Annotated in this window: 19 protein-coding genes, 1 other RNA gene and 1 other annotated feature; of the genes, 17 read left to right on the top strand and 3 right to left on the bottom strand. The window is 40.9% G+C overall.

The features are described 5' to 3' along the window. The first annotated feature begins 8 nt into the window (after positions 1-8). The 4 genes from D1B33_RS07205 (at position 9) to dtd (ending at position 4,923) form a co-directional block, all read left to right on the top strand. On the top strand, positions 9-521 hold the full coding sequence (locus D1B33_RS07205; RefSeq protein ID WP_118875687.1) for an adenine phosphoribosyltransferase: 513 nt from the start codon (positions 9-11) through the stop codon (positions 519-521). 337 nt (positions 522-858) lie between these two features. After that, positions 859-2,013, top strand: a complete 1,155-nt coding sequence (locus D1B33_RS07200) for a glycosyltransferase family 2 protein (protein ID WP_233549406.1) — start codon at positions 859-861, stop codon at positions 2,011-2,013. 240 nt (positions 2,014-2,253) lie between these two features. Beyond that, positions 2,254-4,452, top strand: coding sequence for a RelA/SpoT family protein (locus tag D1B33_RS07195; protein WP_118875685.1), 2,199 nt, complete (start codon positions 2,254-2,256; stop codon positions 4,450-4,452). Between the two features lie 21 nt (positions 4,453-4,473). Beyond that, entirely contained in the window at positions 4,474-4,923 is a 450-nt protein-coding gene (gene dtd, locus D1B33_RS07190) for a D-aminoacyl-tRNA deacylase (RefSeq protein WP_118875684.1), read from the top strand. A gap of 58 nt (positions 4,924-4,981) precedes the next feature. On the opposite strand, the gene D1B33_RS07185 is transcribed toward dtd, so the two are convergent. Continuing rightward, on the bottom strand, positions 4,982-6,607 hold the full coding sequence (locus tag D1B33_RS07185) for an N-acetylmuramoyl-L-alanine amidase family protein (RefSeq protein WP_118875683.1): 1,626 nt from the start codon (positions 6,605-6,607) through the stop codon (positions 4,982-4,984). A gap of 158 nt (positions 6,608-6,765) precedes the next feature. Beyond that, positions 6,766-7,045: a binding site (T-box leader), on the top strand. Between the two features lie 188 nt (positions 7,046-7,233). Between D1B33_RS07185 and hisS the strand changes: the two genes are divergently transcribed. From hisS to D1B33_RS07150, 7 genes are all read left to right on the top strand, one after another. Further along, positions 7,234-8,502 (top strand): histidine--tRNA ligase, encoded by a 1,269-nt coding sequence (gene hisS / locus D1B33_RS07180; protein WP_118875682.1) that lies wholly within the window; start codon positions 7,234-7,236, stop codon positions 8,500-8,502. Between the two features lie 28 nt (positions 8,503-8,530). Continuing rightward, entirely contained in the window at positions 8,531-10,303 is a 1,773-nt protein-coding gene (gene aspS, locus D1B33_RS07175) for an aspartate--tRNA ligase (RefSeq protein ID WP_118875681.1), read from the top strand. Positions 10,304-10,495: 192 nt separating this feature from the next. Further along, positions 10,496-10,689, top strand: a non-coding RNA gene (ssrS, locus tag D1B33_RS07170) — 6S RNA. 334 nt (positions 10,690-11,023) lie between these two features. After that, complete coding sequence (locus D1B33_RS07165; RefSeq protein WP_118875680.1) at positions 11,024-12,370, top strand: alkaline phosphatase; 1,347 nt, start codon at positions 11,024-11,026, stop codon at positions 12,368-12,370. A 170-nt stretch (positions 12,371-12,540) separates the two neighbouring features. Beyond that, positions 12,541-13,302, top strand: coding sequence for a tRNA threonylcarbamoyladenosine dehydratase (locus D1B33_RS07160; protein WP_118875679.1), 762 nt, complete (start codon positions 12,541-12,543; stop codon positions 13,300-13,302). An 82-nt stretch (positions 13,303-13,384) separates the two neighbouring features. Further along, a complete protein-coding gene (locus D1B33_RS07155) occupies positions 13,385-13,777 on the top strand; it encodes a hypothetical protein (RefSeq protein WP_118875678.1) in 393 nt (130 codons plus the stop codon). Between the two features lie 193 nt (positions 13,778-13,970). Then, positions 13,971-14,489 carry a hypothetical protein gene (locus tag D1B33_RS07150; protein WP_118875677.1) on the top strand — a complete coding sequence of 173 codons (519 nt, stop codon included), beginning with the start codon at positions 13,971-13,973 and terminating at the stop codon, positions 14,487-14,489. Positions 14,490-14,580: 91 nt separating this feature from the next. Here the strand turns inward: D1B33_RS07150 and D1B33_RS07145 are convergent, their stop codons facing one another. Beyond that, positions 14,581-15,867 carry a replication-associated recombination protein A gene (locus tag D1B33_RS07145; RefSeq protein WP_118875676.1) on the bottom strand — a complete coding sequence of 429 codons (1,287 nt, stop codon included), beginning with the start codon at positions 15,865-15,867 and terminating at the stop codon, positions 14,581-14,583. A 113-nt stretch (positions 15,868-15,980) separates the two neighbouring features. Here D1B33_RS07145 and cymR point away from each other — a divergent pair, with 113 nt between their 5' ends. From cymR to D1B33_RS07120, 5 genes are all read left to right on the top strand, one after another. Next, entirely contained in the window at positions 15,981-16,400 is a 420-nt protein-coding gene (gene cymR / locus D1B33_RS07140; protein WP_118875675.1) for a cysteine metabolism transcriptional regulator CymR, read from the top strand. A gap of 218 nt (positions 16,401-16,618) precedes the next feature. After that, positions 16,619-17,761 (top strand): cysteine desulfurase family protein, encoded by a 1,143-nt coding sequence (locus D1B33_RS07135; protein ID WP_118875674.1) that lies wholly within the window; start codon positions 16,619-16,621, stop codon positions 17,759-17,761. Positions 17,762-17,780: 19 nt separating this feature from the next. Beyond that, positions 17,781-18,902, top strand: coding sequence for a tRNA 2-thiouridine(34) synthase MnmA (gene mnmA / locus D1B33_RS07130; RefSeq protein ID WP_118875673.1), 1,122 nt, complete (start codon positions 17,781-17,783; stop codon positions 18,900-18,902). A 42-nt stretch (positions 18,903-18,944) separates the two neighbouring features. Then, the gene (locus D1B33_RS07125; protein WP_118875672.1) at positions 18,945-19,604 is read left to right on the top strand and encodes a tetratricopeptide repeat protein; all 660 of its coding nucleotides are present in this window, start codon (positions 18,945-18,947) and stop codon (positions 19,602-19,604) included. 196 nt (positions 19,605-19,800) lie between these two features. Beyond that, a complete protein-coding gene (locus D1B33_RS07120) occupies positions 19,801-21,015 on the top strand; it encodes a NupC/NupG family nucleoside CNT transporter (protein ID WP_118875671.1) in 1,215 nt (404 codons plus the stop codon). Positions 21,016-21,067: 52 nt separating this feature from the next. On the opposite strand, the gene hisA is transcribed toward D1B33_RS07120, so the two are convergent. Next, positions 21,068-21,829: a phosphoribosylformimino-5-aminoimidazole carboxamide ribotide isomerase gene (hisA, locus tag D1B33_RS07115; protein WP_118875670.1), complete on the bottom strand. Its 762-nt coding sequence runs from the start codon at positions 21,827-21,829 to the stop codon at positions 21,068-21,070. A gap of 185 nt (positions 21,830-22,014) precedes the next feature. Here hisA and recD2 point away from each other — a divergent pair, with 185 nt between their 5' ends. After that, positions 22,015-24,489, top strand: a complete 2,475-nt coding sequence (recD2, locus tag D1B33_RS07110; protein ID WP_118875669.1) for an SF1B family DNA helicase RecD2 — start codon at positions 22,015-22,017, stop codon at positions 24,487-24,489. The last annotated feature ends 5 nt before the right edge of the window (positions 24,490-24,494 follow it).

Here is a 24,494-nt window from a genome sequence, read left to right as displayed (position 1 = left end):
ATGTTAGAATGGATTTAAGGCAATATGTAACAACTGTAGAAAACTGGCCCAAAGAAGGGATCAGTTTCAAAGATATTACAACAATCATGGATAATGGCCCAGCTTTCAAATATGCTGCAGACCAAATCGTGGAATTTGCAAAAGAAGTAGGAGCCGAAATTATTGTCGGACCTGAAGCGCGCGGATTTATCATCGGCTGTCCAGTAGCGTATGCATTGGAAATCGGTTTTGCGCCCGTACGAAAAGAAGGAAAACTGCCGCGCGAAGTCGTGCGTGTTGAATACGGCTTAGAATATGGCCAGGATGTTCTGACAATGCACAAAGATGCGATCAAGCCAGGACAAAAAGCGCTGATTGTCGATGATTTATTAGCAACTGGCGGAACGGTCGATGCTACCATTCAACTGATTGAAAAATTGGGCGGAGTCGTTGCGGGTTGTGCATTCATCATTGAATTAAAAGACTTGAACGGCCGTGAAAAAGTAGGAAATTACCCAATCAAAACCTTAATTGAATATTAATTCGTTTAGAAGCTGCCAAAAGGGGAAGATACTTTTTGGCAGCTTTTTTCTTTAAGTCAATTTACAACAATTAACTTAAAGTTAACAAAAACTTCAACTAACATTAAAAATAACCTAATATACTAAAGATTAGTATAAGTGACAGAAGTTAGAAAAGTTAATTGACAGTATAGCCAAAAGTCTTAGTCATGGAGGTTGCATCTTGGACTCTTTTGTATCATCGTTTCTTCAATATTTTAATTTCATCACATTTCTTTTTTTCTTGCTATTTTATTCTTATCAGTTTTTCTATATGTTTGTGGCTTTCAAAAGTAAAAGAAAAAAGAAGATTGTGGAAGTGGAAAAGGTTGATCGCTTAAATAAATATGCAGTGATTATCGCAGCAAGAAATGAAGAAGCCGTAATAGGCGAATTATTAAACAGCATTCATAAACAAAACTATCCTAAAGACTATATTGATATTTTTGTGATTGCTGATAACTGTACAGACGAAACAGCCAAAGTAGCTAAGCAGGCTGGAGCAATCGTAAGGGAAAGATTCAATAAAAATCAAGTTGGCAAAGGGTATGCCTTGGATTTTATGTTTAAAATTATCCATCGCGAATATGCGTTTAAAAACTATGATGGCTATTTTATATTTGATGCCGACAATTTGCTGGATGTAAATTATATTACGGAAATGAATCGAACATTTAATCAAGGCTATCGAGTGGTGACAAGCTACCGAAATTCCAAAAATTTCGATCAAAACTGGATTACTGCCGGTTATGCGATTTGGTTTTTGCATGAGGCAGAATATTTAAATCTTCCCCGGATGGCCTTAAATACAAGCTGCGCTGTTTCGGGCACTGGCTTTCTTGTCCAAAGTGACTTAATCAAGAAAAATGGCGGCTGGATTCATCATCTGCTTACGGAGGATATCGAATTTTCCATCTCGCAAATATTGAAAGGCGAAAAGTTTGGATACTGTCCAAATGCAGTCTTTTATGATGAACAACCAATTACATTTAAGCAATCATGGCGCCAGAGGATGAGATGGGCAAAAGGGTTTTACCAAGTATTCGGCAAGTACGGAGCAGATTTAATTCGCAGCATATTCAAGCGAAAACAAAATAGCTTTTCGTGTTTCGATATGACCATGACAATCATGCCGGCAATGATTATCACCAATCTCTCCATTATGGTTAATGGTTTATTTTACTTAGCTGTCATCACCGGAATATTTGAAAAAGTAAGCATCTCTGAGACAACGATACTTATGTTGAAATCGATTGGCATGTATTACGCTGTCATGTATGGTTTGGCCTTGCTGACAACCATCTCGGAATGGAAGAAAATACGTTGTGCAGCCTGGAAGAAAATTGCCTATACGTTCACTTTTCCATTTTTCATGATGACCTATATTCCAATTTCACTCGTTGCTTTATTTAAAAATGTGGAGTGGAAACCAATTCAACATACTGTCACCAAGTCCATCGATGAAGTGCAATAAGAAAAAGCATTTCGAAAAAGCAGAATGTTTTAAAATTTACAAAGCAGCAGAAATCAACAAGTGATTTCTGCTATTTTACGTTTATTTTCTTTTGTTGCATCTCCATATTTCAGCAACAAAAATCATCTTCAGACTTTTTTTGCAAAGTATTAGTCAGTGTGCCTTTACATTGTGCATCAATCTTTTATACAATTGAAGGTATATATACATTCGAAAAATTTTTAGCAAGGTGGATAATCAATGGCGAAAGAGCAAATTTTGACGCCCGAAGACGTATTCGCGCTCGTCAAAGCATATATGAACGACGAACATGTTGCCTTTGTAAAAAAAGCTTATGAAGTCGCAAATGAAGCACATAAAGAACAGTTGCGAAGTTCTGGGGAACCCTATATCATTCATCCGATACAAGTCTCGGGTATACTGGCCGAACTTCAAATGGATCCGGAAACGGTTGCAGCCGGTTTTCTGCATGATGTTGTGGAAGATACCCAGGTCACACGTGAAGATTTAGTAAGAGAATTTAATGAAGAAGTTGCAATGCTGGTTGATGGAGTAACAAAACTAGGGAAAATTAAATACTTATCCAAAAAAGAACAACAGGCCGAAAACCATCGAAAAATGTTTGTAGCCATGGCGCAGGATATTCGCGTGATCTTGATTAAACTTGCTGACCGCCTTCACAATATGCGTACGTTAAAACATTTATCCGCTGAAAAACAAAGAAGGATTTCCAACGAAACACTGGAAATCTTTGCGCCGCTTGCTCACCGCCTCGGAATTTCGACAATCAAATGGGAGCTGGAGGATACGGCATTGCGCTATCTAAATCCACAGCAATATTATCGCATTGTCAGTTTAATGAAGAGAAAACGGGTTGAACGCGAGGCCTATTTGGAAAATGTGATGGATGAAATCAGGTCACAATTAACAGAGGTAGAAATAGAAGCGGATATTTCCGGCAGACCGAAGCACATCTACAGTATTTACAGAAAAATGGTATTGCAAAATAAACAATTCAATGAAATCTATGATTTATTGGCTGTACGAGTTTTGGTAGATAGCATCAAAGATTGCTACGCTGTTCTTGGAATCGTACATACTCTCTGGAAACCAATGCCGGGCCGCTTTAAAGATTATATCGCGATGCCAAAGCAGAACCTTTACCAATCGCTCCATACAACGGTCATTGGCCCATATGGAGACCCGCTTGAAGTGCAAATTCGAACACGGGATATGCACCAGATCGCAGAGTACGGGATTGCCGCTCACTGGGCATATAAGGAAGGAAAATCGGTTAATACCGATAAGGAAACGATTGACCAGAAACTAACTTGGTTCCGCGAAATTCTGGAATTCCAAAATGAATCTTCCAATGCCGAGGAGTTTATGGAGTCGCTGAAATTCGACTTATTCTCCGACATGGTCTATGTCTTCACGCCAAAAGGGGAAGTAATTGAATTGCCCGCAGGATCCGTACCAATCGATTTTGCTTACCGGGTCCATTCCGAAGTTGGAAATCGAACAATTGGCGCCAAAGTAAACGGCAAAATGGTACCATTGGATACTTCCTTGAAAACCGGTGATATCATTGAAATTTTAACGTCAAAACAATCATTCGGCCCTAGCCGTGACTGGTTGAAGTTGGCCCAAAGTTCACAAGCCAAAAACAAAATTAAACAATTTTTTAAAAAGCACTTGCGAGAAGAGAATATCGTAAAAGGAAAAGAATTAATCGAAAAAGAAATCAAGTCACAAGGATTCGATGCAAAAGAAGTGCTATCTGCCGAAAATATGAAGCGCGTATTGGATAAATTAAATTATACAAATGAAGAAGACTTATACGCCGCAATTGGAGTTGGCGGCATAACGGCCCAACAAATTGTGAACCGGTTGGCTGAAAAGAAACGAAAAGAACGGGAACAAGAAGAAGCGCTTGAAAAAATTGTGAAGGAAATGCAAAATCCTCAAGCGAGGAAACGAAAAACGGAATCAGGTGTAATTGTAAAGGGAATTGATAATTTATTGATCCGATTATCCCGTTGCTGCACGCCTGTTCCTGGAGATGAAATTGTTGGATTTATCACAAAAGGGCGCGGAGTTTCCGTCCACAGGGCTGATTGTCCGAATGTTCAAGAAGGGGATCAAGAAGATCGCTTGATTGAAGTGGAGTGGGAACACGGCGAAACGCAAGCCCGCAAAGAATATCCTGTCGATATTGAAGTATCCGCCTTTGACCGTCCAGGTATTTTAAATGATGTTATGCACGCCGTAAGTGAAGCGAAAACGAATATTTTGGCTGTAACAGGCCGTGCGGATCACGATAAGATTGCGACGATTCATTTAACCATATCCATTTCGAATATTACGGGATTGCATAAAGTGGTTGAACGAATTAAACAACTGCCGGATATTTATTCCGTTCAACGTGTCATTAATTAAAAAAGGTAGAGGAATTAAAGAATGCGAGTAATTATTCAAAGAAGCAAAAAGGCATCTGTTACGGTGGAAGGGAAAGTAACGGGTGCCATAGAAGCAGGTTATGTTCTGTTGGTAGGGCTAACTCATACCGATACAGTGGAGGATGTTCGCTATGTCGCCAAAAAAATCGCGGACATCCGGCTTTGGGAAGACGAAGAAGGAAAAATGAATCATTCCATTGTTGAACATGGGGGAGACATTTTATCCGTGTCCCAATTCACGTTATATGGCAATACGCGTAAAGGTAGAAGACCGAGCTTTATTGACGCGGCGCGGCCTGAAGTTGCACAGCCATTATGGGAAGCATTTAACAAAGAGCTGGAGTCCCATGGCTTGCATGTGGAAACAGGAATCTTTGGGGCCATGATGGATGTAGCTTTAGTCAATGATGGTCCGGTAACGATTATCGTGGAATCGAAACCGAAAGAGTAAAAAGGTATTGAAAAAGGAGTTCACTCACTTTTGAGAGAACTCCTTTTTTTTCGTTTTATTATTCTTCCAATTGTGCATCAAAGTAATTTAATAGACCCTCGTATATTCCCAATGTCGCTTGTTCTCGATAGTAATCCGTCGTCACGATGCTTTCTTCAGTAGGGTTGCTCAAATAACCCAATTCGATTAAAATGGCAGCTCGTTTATTTTCACGGGTCACCAAATAATTGCCTGCCTGAGCACCCCGATCGCGCAGAGTTACTTTATCGGCAATTCCTGCGTGGACATATTGGGCCAGCTCGCTTTGAAAACCGTGTGTATAATAGGTTGTAAAGCCTGAAACGGTACTATCATCAATTGCATCATAATGTATGCTGATAAATGCATCGGCTGCATATTGATGCGAGATGGAAACGCGTTTTCGAAGGTCCACATAGACATCGGACTCTCGAGTAAGAATTACTTCTGCTCCAGCCGAACGCAATTTGGATTTCAATAACTCGACTGTTTTTAAATTGATTTCTTTTTCATCCGTCCCGCGAACTCCTGTAGTTCCCTTGTCATTTCCACCGTGACCGGGGTCAATGACAATTGTCAGACCTTTTAATGTACCAGGTTTACGTGTTTCTTTTTTGGGTTCTTTTTTGTTTTCTGCAGTTTTCGGTTGTCCATCTTCATCCAATGAAACCACCCAATTGGCAACGTAAGCTGTTGTATTCTGGGCAACTTCTACTTCATACCAGTCATTTTCGGCAGCCACCATCTTATAGCTTTCACCGGCATTGGCACGAACCACTATATTCGAAGAAGTTGAAGGCTCCTCCCGGAGGTTTGTTCCATTATAGATGATTGTCACGCTGGGATTGTCATTCTCTTGCGTCTTTTCTGAGTCACCTGAGGCCGGTATTGTGTCATTGACTTGAAATGTTCCATAGAAACTATAAACCCAGCCTTCTTTTTTCCCAATTTGAAGTTTCACCCAATTGTTTTCTCTTTCCAAAACCTCGTATTGTTCCCCTTTTTTTAGGGTCCCGAGCTTTTTGGAGGATAAATCAGCCTTTTTGCGAATATTCACTGCTTCAACTGTGATGGTAAAGAGGTTTGGATCGATTTCCACACTTGTCTCTTCTAAAGGAGCATCTTCACTGGATTGAATCGGTTGATCTGTTTCAATCTGTTTAGCAGTTACATAGTCGGCAGAGACCCAACCCGTAATTCCACCGAATGAAATTTGGATCCAGTTCATATCGATGGCCAATACTTTCGCCTCGTCTCCGGTATTTAGCTGAGTTAACACAGATGAGGAAAGGGATGGTTCTGTCCGAACATTTAAATGATCTACTTGGGAAATAACTGAACTCGGCAAGGTAGATTTTGTTTCAGAGGAAGAGGAGTCCAAGGACTTGGTTAGCCATGAAGCAACCCAGCCTTCCATATCGCCAGTTTTCACGTGATACCAATCATCTTGTTTCTCAATAAACATAAGTTTTTGTCCCTCTTGCAACGTTGCGAGAACCGGATATGATAATCCGGGACCATCTCGCAAGTATAAAATCTCTGCCGCTACTTGCAAATCAGCATCCGCATTAGTAGCAAAGGCGGAATGGTTTTCATATGTATAGGGAACAACAAGTGAACAAACCAATAATATACATATCAAACTTTTCATCCATTTGTTGCGCATCCTATGCCTCCTCTCTAACACAAATTTTTTAGGGGACATGTACTGCCGCTATTCACTTATCATTGTAAAAGCAATCCAGCACTAAAATCTACACTTTTTTGAAAATAGTTGACAAATACCCAAGAACCCAATTAAGATAAGGTATATTATAACTAAGCATAAAGCTATTGACCAAGAAAGTAGTCATACCGCTGTAGTAAAGAGAGGGATTTGACCTGGGCTGAAATCAATCCTGCTAGATGTATTGATGAACAACACTTGAGAGGCTCTTTTTCGAAAAACAAACTTGTTTAGTAGGAAAAGACGGAGAAACGGCCGTTAACCGTTTTCGAGAGGATGTAACGAAAGCACTGTCGGCAGTAACCAAACTGCCAAAGACGCATGAATACATCAACTAGGGTGGAACCGCGGAAGTAACTACAAGCTTTCGTCCCTTGCATATGCAGGGGGCGAAAGCTTTTTTTATGGCTAAATTTTTAAGGATGGGCTTATCCCCCTAAGCCGTGCCAGCTGTTCTTAAGCCGCTGTCCAGTTTATGAAGAAAATTTTTTATATTTTCATGCAGCTGTAAGTTGAATCGAAGGGGTTGTAAACAGGCCCGCTTAATTTTGAAAGGAGAATCTTAAATGGCTTATAAAGTCCCAAGAGGCACTCAAGATATTTTGCCGGAACAAACACCAAAATGGCAGAAAGTTGAATCGATACTCAGACAGCTAAGTCATGTTTATCGCTATAAAGAAATTCGAACACCCATTTTTGAGCAAACGGAATTGTTCCAGCGCGGAGTTGGGGATACAACGGATATTGTTCAAAAAGAAATGTATACATTCGAAGATCGTGGAGGACGTTCATTGACGCTTCGCCCGGAAGGAACAGCATCCAGTGTGCGCGCTTATGTAGAACACAAAATGTTCGGCAATCCCGACCAACCTGTAAAACTGTCTTATATGGGGCCGATGTTCCGCTATGAACGCCAACAAGCAGGCCGTTACCGTCAATTTGTCCAATTTGGCGTGGAAGCGATCGGAAGCAGCGATCCAGCGATTGATGCAGAAGTGATCTCGCTTGCCATGGATATTTATCAAACAGTTGGATTAAAAGATTTGAAATTGGTCATTAATTCTCTGGGAGATAAAGAAACGAGAGATGCTCACAGAACCGCTTTGATTAACCACTTTAGACCAAGTATTGGCGAATTCTGTTCGGATTGCCAAAACCGTTTGGAGAAAAATCCACTGCGGATCCTGGATTGCAAAAAAGACCATGAGCACCCATTGATGCAAACAGCTCCTGCTTTAACAGATTATTTAACGGAAGCTTCTGCACAATACTTTGACACGGTGAAAAAATATTTGGATGTACTTGGCATTACTTATGTAGTGGATCCAAACTTGGTTCGCGGCCTGGATTATTATAATCACACAGCCTTTGAAATTATGAGTACGGCCAGCGGTTTTGGGGCTATTACAACACTCTGCGGCGGCGGACGATACAATGGCCTTGTCGAAGATATCGGCGGCCCTGATATGCCGGGTATTGGATTTGCCATGTCAATTGAGCGTTTATTATTGGCGCTTGAAGCGGAAAACATCGAGCTGGATGTGGAAGACCAACTGGATATTTACGTTGTGGCAATGGGCGAGGAAGCGAAGCTGAAATCGGCGGAATTAATCAGTTCTTTCCGAACGAAAGGCATTTCGGCCGATATGGATTACGTGGATCGCAAATTAAAAGCCCAAATGAAGTCGGCTGACCGACTCCAAGCGAAGTTTGTCATTGTGATTGGCGAGTCAGAGCTTGAAGAAATGTCGGTAAACGTTAAAGAAATGGAAACTGGAAATCAGGAAAAGGTTCCATTCTCGGAATTAGTGAATTACCTACTAGAACATAAATAATTTTTTGCAGCAAATGGAGGAAAAGAAAATGGCTCAGAGAACGCATGCATGCGGGGAACTAAACGAACAGCAGCAAGGTGAACAAGTAGTATTGAAGGGTTGGGTACAAAGACGCCGCGACTTGGGTGGACTGATTTTCGTGGATCTGCGCGACCGTACTGGAATTGTGCAAGTTGTATTTGGCGACGATGCAAAAGATGCATTGGCGATAGCGGATAAAATTCGCAATGAATATGTTGTTGAAATTGAAGGGAAAGTTGTTCTTCGTGAAGAAAGCCAAGTAAATCCATATATTGAAACAGGGCAAATTGAAGTAATTGCATCTAGCATTACAATTATCAACGAAGCAAAAACACCGCCATTCGCAATTGACGACAAAGCGGAAATCTCGGAAGATATCCGTCTGAAATACCGCTATATGGATTTGCGACGCCCGGTAATGTACAACACATTTAAATTACGTTCGGATATAACGCGTTCAATTCGAAACTTTTTGCAAAACGAAGGCTTCCTGGAAGTAGAAACACCGATTTTAACAAAATCAACTCCGGAAGGGGCACGCGACTATCTGGTGCCGTCCCGTGTACATGAGGGCGAATTTTATGCATTGCCGCAATCACCACAGTTATTTAAACAATTATTGATGGTATCCGGATTTGAAAAGTACTTCCAAATTGCACGATGCTTCCGTGATGAAGACTTGCGTGCAGACCGCCAACCGGAATTTACGCAAGTCGATATCGAGACTTCCTTTATGTCGATGGATGAAATTATCGGCATGAATGAGCGCTTAATCCAAACGGTTATGAAAGAAGCAAAAGGCGTGGATGTTGAGCTTCCATTCCAGCGCATGTCTTATAAAGAAGCAATGGATCGTTATGGCTCAGACAAACCGGACGTACGTTTTGGGTTGGAACTTGTTGGTCTATCCGAAATTGTGCGTGATTCTTCATTTAAAGTGTTTGCACAAGCAGTAGAATCCGGCGGGGAAGTAAAAGCCATCAATGTGAAGGGCAGCGCTGACAACTATTCCCGCAAAGATATCGATGCTTTGACGGAGTTTGTAAAAATCTATGGTGCCAAAGGATTGGCATGGTTGAAAGTAACGGAAGAAGGCTTCAACGGGCCTATCGCAAAATTCTTCGAAGGGGAAATTGCGGAAAACTTAATGAAAGCAACAGATGCGGAAAATGGAGATTTATTATTATTTGTTGCCGATCAGTCTTCTGTTGTGGCTGTAAGTCTTGGGGCGTTGCGCAACAAACTTGGCAAAGAGCTGGAGTTAATCGATGAATCGCGCTATGCCTTCCTATGGATTACGGATTGGCCATTGCTTGAGTATGATGAAGAAGCGGGCCGCTACACAGCAGCACACCATCCGTTTACGCGTCCATTCGACGAAGATATTGAGAAAATGGATAAGAATCCAGCAGAAGTGCGTGCACAAGCATACGACATTGTTCTGAATGGTTATGAATTGGGCGGAGGATCGTTGCGTATCTTCGAGCGGGACCTTCAAGAGAAAATGTTTAAATTATTGGGCTTCACGCAAGAAGAAGCACAAGAACAATTCGGTTTCTTATTAGAAGCCTTCGAATATGGCGTGCCGCCACACGGAGGACTTGCATTTGGGTTGGATCGCTTTGTTATGCTGCTTGCAGGCCGTACGAACTTGCGCGATACAATTGCATTCCCTAAAACAGCGACAGCAAGCGATCTGCTGACTTCAGCACCAAGTGTGGTATCAGATGCGCAATTAGAAGAATTAAGTCTGGCTGTAACAAAGAAAAAAGAAAACTAATGTGAAAGAGGCTACCTCATGGCAGGTAGCTTCTTTTATTATTAGGTTTCTTATCCATTTCAAAAGGCAGATGGGTCCAGACAAATGCAATTTTGGGAAAAGCATTTCAAAAGATTTGATGTTAAAAAAATTTTAATAATCGTGTTATTTATATTGAAAATTCTGATAATTAATGCTATAGTTTTTTTAACACGAATCCTAAAATGTTTGTAAGCTTTTATAACTCTTTTGACCGAACAACAAATCGTTGGGAATTCACATTTTGTTTTGGCAAACAAGCCCTGCAACAAGACGAGGGAAGTTTAAAGAAATGAAGAGAGTACCCACCTGCTTAAGTCGCGGGTTCAAAACGATGTTGCATTTGCTTACGGCATTTTGGGATTCGTCCTGCAAACTCTCCTATTCGATGGGAGATTTTTTTTATGCCTTGAATCTTGCAATAATACTGTAAATCTAGTGTTTCTTAGACTGCGGTAATATATGGATGTAAATTTTGTTAAGAAAAAAACCGCTAAATTTTTCAAGTGTTATATAAATTTTATCACTGAAGTATATTTTTTGAAACTTTCGACTTAATTTTTTGAAAATCAACAAAATTAGATAGGCATTTAGAATGGAAATTTGTAATTAAATATTTACTCCTCTTTCATAACCGGTTAACACGGATTGGTTAAACTACTAATCGTTAACAAAATAAAGCATGTCAAAGGAGAGTTTTAAATGTTTAAAAAAGCGGGCCTTATTGCTCTAAGTACGGGAATTGTATTATCAGGAGCAGGATTAAGCAACGTGGATGCTGCAAATAAAAATGCTTCAGCACAAGGTAAGCAGAATTCAAACAAAGCAGTTGAAAATGTTATTTATATGATTCCGGATGGTTTCGGAGCGAACCATGCTGCAAATTACCGTATCTTCAAAGGCGAGGATGCTGTATGGGATCAACATATTAAAGGAATGTATACTACATATTCTGCAAACAAGGATATTACAGACTCTGCGGCTGCTGGTACAGCAATGGCTGCAGGTGTTAAAACGAACAATGGCGTGATTGGGCTAGATCCAGAAGGAAACAAGGTTAAAACTATTCTGGAAGCATCGGAAGAAGCAGGAAAATCCTCAGGGTTGGTTGCAACTTCTACTATTACGCATGCCACTCCTGCAAGCTTTGCCTCTCATGTAGAATCTCGCAACAATGAAACGGAAATTGCACGCCAATACATCCAGGAAAGCGGCGTTGATGTGCTTTTGGGCGGCGGTAAAAACAATTTCTTGCCAGCTTCGGAAGGCGGTAAGCAAGCTGAATTAAATCTAGTTGAGGAAGCGCAAGAGAAAGGTTTCGAATTTGTTGAAACGCGTGATCAATTAGAAAATGTTGAAGACGTAAATGTAGAAAAGGGAGAAAAGTTACTTGGATTATTTGCAGGTGAAGCACTTGCTCCTGAATTCGATCGTGTGGATACAGAAGAACCAAGCTTGGCTGAAATGACTGAAACGGCAATCGATGCTTTAAGTCAAGATAAAGATGGTTTCTTCTTAATGGTAGAAGGAAGCCAAATTGACTGGGCAGGCGAAGACAATGATGCTGGTTATGCAATGCATGATACAAAAGCTTTTGAAGAAGCAGTGCAAGAAGCAATTGAATTTGCTGAAAAAGACGGCAATACATTAGTGGTAGTTGCGGGAGATCATGAAACTGGCGGTATGTCGGTTGGTTCTGCTACAAATTCAAATGCGAATGCCGATATTCTTAAAGACGTAACAGCAACTGGCGAATTTATGGCTGCACAATTAAACGAAGAACGCTCGAATGTGAAAGAAGTAGTATTGGAATACACTGGTATTGAATTAACTGACAACGAAGCAACAACGATTCAACAAGCTGATAATGCGACATCTGCAATCAATAAAGTGTTAAGCGAACGTGCTGGTATTGGCTGGACACGTTATGGCCATACTGCTGCACAAGTTCCTTTATTTGCATTCGGTCCAAAAGCTAATGAATTTGTTGGATTCCACGATAACACGGATTTGCCAAAAATCATCGCGGATGCAATGAAACTTAAATAAGCGATTCGATTTAAAAACTGACTGCAGACAATGCTGACGGAAGTCTCTTTGTCTGCAGTTCTTTTTTTACATGATGTAACTCAATTTTTCTGTCATTTCGTTCAAATTTACAGTAGGACCAGCTTATGATATAATTCCCAGAAGGAAAATATAGATTGAGAGGCTAAACTATGTTACATCAGTTTTCAAGAAATGAGTTGGCGATCGGCAAAGAAGGGCTAGAAAAGTTAAAAAATGCTACGGTCGCTATTTTGGGTGTCGGCGGGGTAGGTTCTTTCGCAGCAGAAGCATGCGCGCGCAGCGGGGTTGGGCGCATTATTTTGGTTGATAAAGATAATGTTGATATAACAAATATAAATCGTCAATTAGTAGCGTATCTTTCTACGGTCGGCAAGTCAAAATCAGCCGTCATGAAAGAGCGTATTGCAGACATCAATCCGGATTGCGAAGTCATTGATATGCATATGTTCTATACGGAAGAAACGTACGAGCAGTTTTTCGCACAAAAAATTGATTATGTGATTGATGCATCCGACACGGTAATGTACAAAATCCATCTGATGAAAGAATGCTTAAAAAGAGGGATTCCCATTATTTCGAGTATGGGTGCTGCCAATAAAATGGATCCAACTAGATTCCAGATTGCAGATATTTCAAAAACGCATACAGATCCATTGGCAAAAGTCATTCGTACCAAACTTCGGAAGGAAGGCATTACCAAAGGGGTAATGGTAGTATTTTCTGATGAATCCCCAATTGTTGCCCGACCTGAAGTTGTAGAAACTGTCGGTAATCCAGATGCACAAATTCGAAAAGCGAAAATGCCGCCGTCTTCGAATGCATTTGTTCCATCGGTTGCCGGGTTAGTTGCGGCTAGCTGGGTGATCAATCAAATCTTGAAAGATGTAAAAATCACTAGAGTAAACGAATAGTTGAAAAAGAGTTGTCTTGATCGTCATTTAAGACAGCTCTTTTGCTTTTTTACGAAATTTTCACCATAAAGGAGCATTCATTTTGGGAGAAATCATTGAATTTGAATATAGAGGGCTCAATATTTTTGATGAAATCAGTACAGTGGAAATTGCAATTGAACCATTGACTAAACGAATTCATGTTCTGGATACGATGCAAGTTGTAGAACCTGAATACAACTTTGGCAAAAAGCGGTTCCAAATGAGCGAGGGCTTTCAAAAAATGACGGAAGTGCTGTGCACAAAGCGATTTCAGGAAATTCAAGACCAATCAACCGAACAATGGGTCAATGACATGACGTGGATTTTTTATGGGTCAAAAAAGTCTATTATAAAGATGGAACAATGTGAAATAACAGAAATGCCAAAAGCAACGCTGGCAAATGAAATACACAGGTTTGATTTATTCGAAAAATACATGGTGAGAGTTTTATAAAAATTATATTATTAATATCATCTCTATAGTTAAAAGATTCTGAAATTAGCGATCTCAAATCCCTTAAAAATGAAACAATTTAGTATAAAAATGGCATTTTTTTGGTTGATTTTTATTTTTCCAAATAATTTAAAAAGAATATTGTTATAGTATTCTTACCTTCAGAAAATGGGGCACAAAGGGGAGGAATAAAATGTCGACAAAAATTCCAACTGAAAAATCTTTAAATTTACTTCAGCTGAAAGAACAAATGGATGAAATTGTGTTTAACTACATTGATACTTCAAGCAAATGGGAAATTGCCTATAGCAAAATTAACGAGCTTCTGCAGATTGCGGTGCATCATTTTGAACGTTATGTTGAAGTGAATGGGGAATTGCCGAAAGAAAATACGTACTGGGTTTTATTTTTAAACCTTGGGTACAAATTAATTTATTTTCACACAATCTCAGATTATCAACTGAAAGAGCAACCAAGTGAAGCAGATAAAAAGCGGGCGGTTGAACTGCTGACCCTATCTGCCAAGTGCATTCCAAACGTCCAGTCCGAAAATCATGCTGAGTTTTTGGAAGAAATCATTAAAAGTTTGGTGCACATCCAAGAAGAGCAAGGCAAACAAAACGAATTAAAAAAAGTGATTCTAGATTTAAATAATCGTCCTTGTGATTGTCTGCAATCTTTTTTGGAAGCTTCAAAATACTATTCAAATTAAAAGAAAGTCTGCCTGGAAAGTCATAACCTACCGAGCAGACTTTTTTTCTAACTAAATAACCCTAACCCCTTTGTACTTTCAGTAGGCTCCTTTATTGTCCTTTTTTGAATTTCTTTAGTTGGTTGTAGATGCCGGCCATTCTCTTTTCTTCACCAGCAATGACCGGTTTATAAAATTCTTCGTTTGCTAATGAATCAGGCAAGTACTGCTGGTTTACCCATCCGCCAAAAGTTCCAACTGGGTAGTCATGAGGATATTGATAGCCGACATGGCCCAATGTTTTGGCGCCGGCATAATGGCCGTCACGCAAATGCATGGGGATGTCGCCTGTTTTTCCGTCATGAATTGCTTTGATTGCTGCATCCAAAGCGGAATAAGCAGAGTTTGACTTGGATGATAAGCACATTTCAACAACAGCATTTGCCAATGGAATCCGGGCTTCCGGCAGACCTAATACTTTTGCGGACTCTGTAGCCGCGTATACGTGGGCGCCTACAGCCGGATTAGCCAGCCCAATATCTTCGTAAGCCATAACAAGCAAACGTCTGCATACTGCGATCAAATCACCATTTTCAAGAAGATGGGCCAAATAGTAGAGTGCTGCATTCGTATCGCTTCCCCGAACTGATTTTTGAAGCGCCGACAACAGATTGTAAAAGTGGGAACCCCCCTTGTCGCCGTATACGCCGATTCTTTTGGAAAGATGCTCAATTGTATGGTCTTCAATAATCGTTTGTCCATTTTGTTCATCCGAAGCGAAGTAAATGGATTCCAGGAGAGTTAATGCTTTTCTTGCATCTCCATTGGAAGCCAGGGCAATTTTTTCGATTTGTTTTTCTGTAATGACAATATTCTCCTTGCCCAGTCCCCGTTCTTCATCGGAAAGGGCATTGTCGATCAGTAACATTAGATCTTCTGGTTCAAGGCGTTTAAGCTGCAAGATTTCACCGCATCTGGAGCGAATCGCGGGGTTGACATCGTGAAATGGATTTTCCGTTGTTGCACCTATCAATACTATGGCGCCATTTTCAACATGCGGTAAAAGCGTGTCTTGCTGCAATTTATTGAAGCGATGGATTTCATCGAGAAATAATAAGACTTTCCCCGCAATTCTTGCTTCAGCAACAATTTGTTCGACATCCTTTTTTCCGGCATGGGTTGCATTCAGCGAGAAAAACGGAAGATTGGAACTGCCTGCGATAGCATGTGCAAGCGACGTTTTGCCAATTCCGGGCTCTCCATATAAAAGCATGGAAGGGACATGTCCATTCAGGATCATTTTATAAAGCGCAGTCTCTTTTCCGATAATATGCCGCTGCCCAACCACTTCATTTATGTTTCGCGGCCGCATTCGAAATGCTAAAGGTTCATTGTGCACGAGAATCCTCCCTTCATACTTTCCCTTTCTATATTAGAGCTTTTCCAAGTGGAATTAAAGGATTTATGGTATACTTGAGCAAAGATATGGACATAAAAATTTGAGGTGTTATAATGAAAATTTCTACAAAAGGCAGATACGGACTAACTATTATGATTGAATTAGCTAAACATTATGGACAAGGGCCGATTCCGCTGCGTCAAATCGCCGCCGATAAAGAGCTATCCGAAGCCTATTTAGAGCAACTGGTTTCTCCCCTTCGTATTGCTGGTTTAGTAAAAAGTGTCCGTGGGGCATATGGGGGCTATTTGCTCGCCTTGCCACCAAGCAAAATTTCAGCTGCAGACGTCATTAAAGTGCTGGAAGGACCCATCCAGCCTGTAGAAGGAATTGAAAACGAGGAAGCTCCTCAACAACAACTATGGATTCGAATTCGCGACGCAGTAAAAAACGTACTGGATACGACTTCCATCGAAGATTTGGCAAATTATACAGATGAATCCGAAATGGACGGTTATATGTTCTATATTTAAGCTGGAAACGTGCAAGCGCCCTGTCAATTTAAAAACTGGCAATTCCATGTGGATTGGAGTAAGCCGCAAATAGGGCGCCGATTTTTTTACAGGACTTTAAAACCAAAATCTTTACAAACTCCATAACTTATACTCTCACCGTTGAGCGTGAAAATAACTTCAATTATAAATATACAATGTACTCTTAAAAAGTTGTTTAAAGGAGCTTTTGATATATAATGGAAACAATTTATCTAGACCACGCGGCCACTTCCCCCATGCATCCAGAAGTAATAGAAGAGATGACGAAAGCCTTTCAGAAGACTTTTGGCAATCCTTCCAGCATTCATTCAACGGGTAGACAAGCCCGAAAGGTTTTAGATGATGCGCGTATGGTTTTCGCAAAAGCAATCGGTGCAAAAGACACCGAAATTATCATAACAAGTGGGGGAACGGAAGCCGATAACTCGGCAATTTTTGGGGTGGCTAAAGCCCTTCAATCCAAAGGAAAACACATTATTACCACAAAAATTGAACATCATGCCGTATTGAATGCTTGCGAGGAACTTGAAAAAGATGGCTTTGAAGTAACCTATTTGCCGGTTGACGAAACTGGACGCATTTCGATTGAAGAGTTTAAAAAAGAGCTTCGTGAAGATACGATTCTTGCAACAATCATGTATGGGAATAACGAGGTGGGAACCGTTCAACCGATTGCACAAATCGGGGAGATTTTAAAAGACCATCAAGCAGTATTCCATACGGATGCAGTACAGGCTTTTGGGATTGAGAAACTGAATGTGGACGAATTGCTGGTCGATTGCCTGAGTGTATCCAGCCACAAGCTAAATGGACCTAAAGGAATTGGCTTTTTGTATCTTCGAACTGGTACACCGCTTACCCAAACATTTTTTGGAGGCTCACAGGAGAAGAAAAGAAGGGCCGGAACCGAGAATGTACCTGCTGCGGTTGGGTTTGCCAAGGCTGTTGAGATTGTACAACAACAAATGGACGCGAAACGGCAACAATATGAAAACTTCCGGAAAATTTTTTTGGAAGTGCTCGACCGGGAGAATATTGAATATAAAGTAAACGGCAATGAACAATATCATTTACCGCATGTGCTGAATATTAGTTTTAAGGGGATGGACGTTGAATCCTTCCTTGTTAATCTGGATATGGCCGGCGTCTATGCATCAAGCGGCTCTGCTTGTACGGCAGGTTCGATTGATCCTTCGCATGTTCTTGTAGCGATGTTTGGAAATGATAGTGAAGTGCTTCGTAACTCTATTCGATTCAGTTTCGGACTAGGCTTAACCGAGGAGATGATTCAGTCGGCAGCTGAACATACCGCGAAAATTGTAAAAAGACTTGCGAATTAATAGAGAAAAGGTGACAACTATGTTAGAAACTAGAGACCCATCACAAATCCGTGTGGTTGTGGGGATGTCAGGTGGAGTCGATTCGTCAGTTGCAGCCTACTTGCTAAAAAAACAAGGGTATGACGTAATCGGCATCTTTATGAAAAACTGGGATGACACAGATGAATTTGGTGTATGTACAGCAACGGAAGATTATGATGATGTTATTAAAGTGTGCAACCAAATCGGCATTCCATATTATGCGGTAAACTTTGAAAAACAATATTGGGATAAAGTATTCACTTATTTCCTTGAAGAATATAAAGCAGGACGTACGCCAAATCCTGATGTGATGTGCAATAAAGAAATAAAATTCAAAGCATTTCTTGAGCATGCCATGAAATTGGGCGCAGATTATCTGGCAACCGGGCATTATGCGCGAGTGGATGAGCGTGACGGAGAAATCGCGATGCTGCGCGGTGTAGATAATAATAAAGACCAAACTTACTTCTTGAATCAATTATCACAAGAACAGTTAAAACATGTTATGTTCCCAATCGGGGATATTGCTAAGCCGGAAGTCCGCAAAATCGCGGAAGAGGCGGGGCTTGCCACGGCAAAGAAAAAAGACTCTACGGGAATTTGCTTTATCGGAGAACGTAATTTCAAGGAGTTCTTGAGTCAATATCTTCCGGCGCAGCCAGGAAAGATGGAAACGTTTGATGGCCGTGTAATGGGAATGCATGATGGATTAATGTACTATACAATCGGTCAACGCCACGGCTTGGGAATCGGCGGAGATGGAGACCCTTGGTTTGTGTTGGGCAAGGATCTAGAAAGAAATGTGTTGTATGTAGGGCAAGGATTCCATCATGACGCTTTATATTCGACGTCTTTGAAAGCTGTCAAGATGAGCTTTACATCAACCAAAGAAAAACCTTCGAAATTTAGCTGTACAGCTAAATTCCGCTATCGCCAGGAAGATTCACCTGTCGAAGTAGAGCTGTTGGAAGATGGAACTGCCCATATCACTTTTGAAGAACCCGTTCGTGCCATAACACCAGGACAAGCGGTTGTGTTATACGACGGAGATGAGTGTTTGGGTGGCGGAACAATTGATGAAGTCTATAAAGATAGCGAAAAATTAACTTATGTAGGATAAGATGATAAGACTTTTAGCGTCTTGCATCTTTGGGGTGATAAAATGGATTTTAACGAAATTGGAATTGTTGCTTTTCAGGAAAAGCGTTATGAAGATGCTGCAAAGGCATTTACACAAGCAATTGAGAACAATCCTTCGCAGGCAATTGGGTATGTGAATTTTGGCAATCTATTGGCTGCCATGAATGATGTGGAACGGGCGGAGCGATTTTTCCAAAAAGCGATTAGCGTGGATGAATCTGCTGCTACAGCATATTATGGATTAGCCAACTTATACTATAATGCCGAGCGCTACATTGAAGCGGCAAAATTATATCAAAAAGCCATTGAACATGGAATTCAAGGTGCCGATGCCTATTATATGCTGGCAAAATCCTTTGAACGGGATGAGAAATTGAAATTAGCGCTGCCTTATATGCAAAGAGCGGCTGAACTGGCGCCGGAAGACCTTCAAGTGCGATTATCTTACGGTATCTTGCTTTGTTCCTTGGAGATGTTCGATGCGGCAAAAGGTGAGCTGGAATTCGTGCTTGAAAAAGATCCGAAAAATGCGGATGCGCATTATAACCTGGGTGTTCTTTATGCTGTTTCCACTGAAGAAACGGAAATGGCAATGGAGCATTTAAAACAAGCATATACAATCGAGCCCAAGTTTGATCAAGCAAAATACATTTATGACATGATTAGTCAAAGGTACAACTGAAGAAATTATTACTCATAGGCATATTCATGAAAAATAGTGGGAAAAAAGTCGGTCTTTTGATCGGCTTTTTTCTTTTGCTATGAATGAAAAAATTTGTATGGAAAGATACTAAAGTTATGTTTGAGCCAAACTTAATTATGGACATTACTAAAGAGCGATATAGCAACTTTTTATAATAAGTAAAGCAGGTGTAAAAGTGAATGTTTTATGGGGAATTTTGGGTGTTTTTGTTATTATGGCAATAGCATTGCTTTTATCAAATAACTGGAAATTCATTAATTGGCGAACAATTATCGGGGGATTAACGATTCAGTTGATTTTTGCATTTGTTGTATTGAAATGGGAATTTGGACGCATAGCATTACTTGAACTCTCCAATGGCGTTCAAAAGCTTGTTAGTTATGCAAATGAAGGAATCGGCTTCTTATTTGGTCCATTAGCAAATCCAGAGAATACGGGAGGCTTTGTGTTTGCAATCAGTGTATTAACCGTAATCATCTTCTTCTCTTCTTTAATTTCTGTGCTATATTATTTAGGAATTATGCAGTTGGTTATTAAAGTGCTTGGCGGAGGGCTTTCCAAGTTGCTCGGGACAAGCAAGGCAGAGTCAGTCAATGCGGCAGCCAATATTTTTGTGGGGCAAACGGAAGCGCCTTTAGTCATCCGTCCTTTTTTAGGAAGAATGACAAAATCGGAACTGTTTGCTGTCATGACGGGCGGTTTGGCTTCTGTTGCTGGTTCCGTGCTGGTTGGTTACTCTCTTCTGGGGGTACCGCTGGAATATTTAATCGCGGCGAGCTTCATGGCAGCGCCTGCAGGATTGGTCATGGCCAAGTTAATGATGCCTCAAACCGAAGAGGTAGATGAGTCGAATTTTAAATTAGATAAAGATGCAGAGTCAGTTAACGTGATTGATGCGGCTGCCCGAGGTGCATCGGATGGATTGAAGCTTGCAGTAAATGTTGGGGCCATGTTGCTGGCGTTTATTGCTCTTATTGGCTTGGTCAATGGAATTTTAGGCGGAATCGGCGGTCTTTTCGGATATGAAAATATTACATTAGAGGGTCTTTTGGGATACGTTTTCTCACCTTTGGCTTTTGTAATAGGAGTTCCTTGGAGTGAAGCGGTTGCGGCCGGTTCGTATATCGGCCAGAAACTTGTGCTAAATGAGTTTGTCGCTTACTCGAGCTTTGCCCCTGCGATTCCGGAGCTTTCCGAGAAAACGGTAATGGTTGTCAGCTTTGCATTATGTGGTTTTGCGAATTTAAGCTCCATGGCCATATTAATTGGCGGCTTGGGTGCAATGGCTCCAAGCAGAAGGCCAATCATTGCAAAGCTTGCTTTTAAAGCAGTTGTGGCCGGAACGTTGGCTTCGTTATTAAGTGCCTCCATTGCGGGGATGTTTATCTAAAGCGAAAGAGTGAACCGATTCATTCGGATCACTCTTTTTTATCTTCCTGCTATCAACGTCTATTTTGGCAATAGTTTACCACTTCATCATAATTTAACTCGCCGCCGAAAATATCCAAAGCACTGCCAATCGTAACATGCAATTTTCCGTTGGATAAGTCATTGAATTTTTGCAAGTCTTCCAATGAACGAACACCGCCTGCATAAGTTGTCGGGATAGATGTCCATTTCGCTAAATCCTGGACTAATTCTTCCTGCATGCCGCTTCGTTTTCCTTCTACGTCCACCGCATGAACAAGTAGTTCATCGCAATATTGCTCAATGAATGGAATCGTTTTTTCATTCACTTCAAAGTCACTGAATTTTGTCCACTTATCTGTTACTACAAACCACTGATCATCACGTTTTCTGCAGCTTAAATCAATGACGATTTTCTCTTTTCCAACCGCTTTGACGAGTTTTTCCAAACGCTCCATATCCAATTGTCCATCGTGGAAAATATAGGAAGTAACAATGATATGGGATGCGCCTGCATCAATGAATTTTTTTGCGTTCTCCGCTGTAATTCCACCACCGATTTGCAAACCATTTGGATAACTTTGCAATGACAGCATTGCCGCTTCTTCATTCCCGGAGCCAAGCATAATGACGTGGCCGCCAGTCAAGCCATCTTTCTTAAACATATTTGCATAATAGGCGGAATCTTTCTCTGATATAAAGTTCTCAATCACTGTCTGGTCCTGATAACCTAACGTGCTGCCGACAATTTGTTTTACCTTTCCATCATGTAGATCTATGCAAGGTCTAAATTCCATTCATCACAAATCCCTTCTGCTAGGTGGGAGTCATAAACTTTCCCACATTAAAAATTCTTCATACAAATTATCATAGCATTCACAAGGAAAAATATCGAGACAGCTTTCCACTGTCGGTATAAGACAGTTATTCAATCCTATGATAGAATGGAAGGTACGTAAAAAGATGTTAAGGAGTTTTGGGGATGGCAGAAAATCTTAATTTATTTGAAGTAAATAAATTGTTTATTCTTGGCCGTCCGATTGTGTCCATTTTTCATAATGCGTCGAATATGTATTCAATTGTTCGAGTGAAAATACAAGAAACGAATCTGCAATATGACGACAAGGAAATTATCGTTGTCGGCTATTTTCCGAAGTTAAACGAAGAAGAGCTGTATCGTTTTACTGGTACGTTAAAAACGCATCCAAAATACGGACAACAATTCCAGGTTGAAACGTTTGTAAAAGAAGTGCCAGCAACGGAACAGGGAATTATCAATTATTTGTCCAGTGATTTATTTCCTGGAATTGGACGGAAAACGGCTGAAACAATCGTGGAAAATCTGGGTCTTGATGCAATCAGCCAAATCATGGCCGATCCATATGCACTGGACCGTGTTCCTCGATTGAATGATGAGAAAAAGGCAAAAATACGCGAAACATTGGAACAAAATCTAGGTCTTGAAAAAGTAATGATTCAATTGAACGAGTGGGGTTTCGGTCCGCAACTGGGCATGAAAATCTACCAAACGTACCGTGAAGAGACCATCACACTGCTTACAGAGAATCCATATCGGCTCATTGAAGATGTGGAAGGAGTAGGGTTTGCACGGGCAGACGAACTGGGAAGCAAATTAGGTATTACAGGAAAGCATCCAGACCGCATTAAAGCGGCCGTACTGCATGTGTTGACCGAGGCTTCTCTTTCAGACGGTCATGTTTTTTTGGATGCCGAGCATGTTTTGCCGGAAGTGAAACGAATGCTGGAACAGCGCCAACGGGAAGAAATTCCCTATCCAGACATTTCGCAAGCGATTATAGAAATGAGAGAAGAAAGCAAAATTTGCGGTGAAGAAACGCGGCTGTATTTGCCTTCGCTCTATTACAGCGAGGTAGGGATTGCTTCCAAGATTTTGGAGTTATTGAACAAAAACAACAAACAAAGTTTCTCAAAGGATGAAATACGCAAAGCCATCGGGGAAGTGGAAGAACGCTTGGATGTATCCTATGCAGAAACGCAGGCAAAGGCAATTGAATGTGCCCTGAATTCTTCGGTCATGATTTTAACAGGCGGTCCCGGTACGGGAAAAACTACAGTCATCCGCGGATTTGTGGAGGTATATGCAGAACTTCACGGATTGTCATTAAATCCGAAAGAATATGCAAAAAAAGAAGAACCGTTTCCAATCGTATTGGCTGCACCGACAGGAAGAGCGGCAAAAAGGTTGGCCGAATCAACCGAACTGCCTGCGATGACCATTCACCGGCTACTGGGTTTTAATGGCCAGGAAAAGGAAGAAGAGACGGAACGGGAGATAGATGGCCGCCTGATCATTATCGATGAAATGTCAATGGTGGATACGTGGCTTGCGCATCAATTACTGAAAAGTTTAAGCAGCGATGTACAAGTTGTCTTTGTAGGAGATCAGGATCAATTGCCTCCTGTTGGACCAGGCCAAGTTTTAAAAGATTTGTTAACTTCCAAAATGGTGCCTACAGTCGAATTGGTTGATGTTTACCGGCAAGCAGAAGGATCAACGATAATAGAACTTGCCCACCAGATTAAAAAAGGGAATATTCCTGCAACCATTGCAGGAAAAACAAGCGATCGCTCCTTCATTAAATCTTCCGCAGATCAAGTAGCCAGTGTTGTTACACAAATAGTGAAAAGCGCCATGGCAAAGGGCCAGTCGATACGGGACATCCAAGTACTTGCCCCGATGTATAAAGGGCCTGCCGGTATTGATATGCTGAATAAAAAAATCCAGGAGTTAGTGAATCCAAATGAAGACGGGACAAGGAAAGAACTTGTTTTTGGAGATGTGATTTATCGTATTGGCGATAAAGTGCTGCAATTGGTCAACCAACCCGAAAGCAACATCTTCAATGGGGACATGGGTGAAGTCATTGCAATACTTCGAGCAAAAGAAACGGTTGAAAAACAGGATATGCTTGTCGTTTCCTATGATGGCAATGAAGTAACCTACCAGCGCGGGGATTTAAACCAGATCACCCTTGCTTATTGCTGTTCGATTCATAAATCCCAGGGAAGCGAGTTTCAAACGGTCATTATGCCTGTTGTCCGGGGATATTCGAAAATGCTTCGGCGCAATTTGCTTTATACTGGCATTACACGGGCAAAAAATTTCTTGATTCTTTGTGGGGAACCGGATGTATTTATTCAAGGGTTATCAAGAAATGATGATTTAATGCGATTTACAAGTTTAAAAGCCCGGTTAAACCCAATGGAAGTTGAAGAAGAGAAGGTTGAAGCGGACACAGATGGAGCGATTCCATCTTCCCTCAATTCACAAGAAGGGGACAACCCACAGGAAGCATCGGAAAAGAAAAGCGACATGCCATCTCCTGTTCTGAATGCTGAAACGGCTCCATATATTCACCCGTTAATTGGAATGAATGGGCTATCGCCTTATGATTTTATGGAAGAAGAACAATAAAGTCC

It is taken from the genome of Ureibacillus yapensis, from assembly GCF_003515775.1.
GTDB classification, from domain to species: Bacteria; Bacillota; Bacilli; order Bacillales_A; family Planococcaceae; genus Ureibacillus; species Ureibacillus yapensis.
The sequence above is the reverse complement of the archived record's forward strand: the minus strand, read 5'-3'. Positions and strand labels throughout refer to the sequence as shown.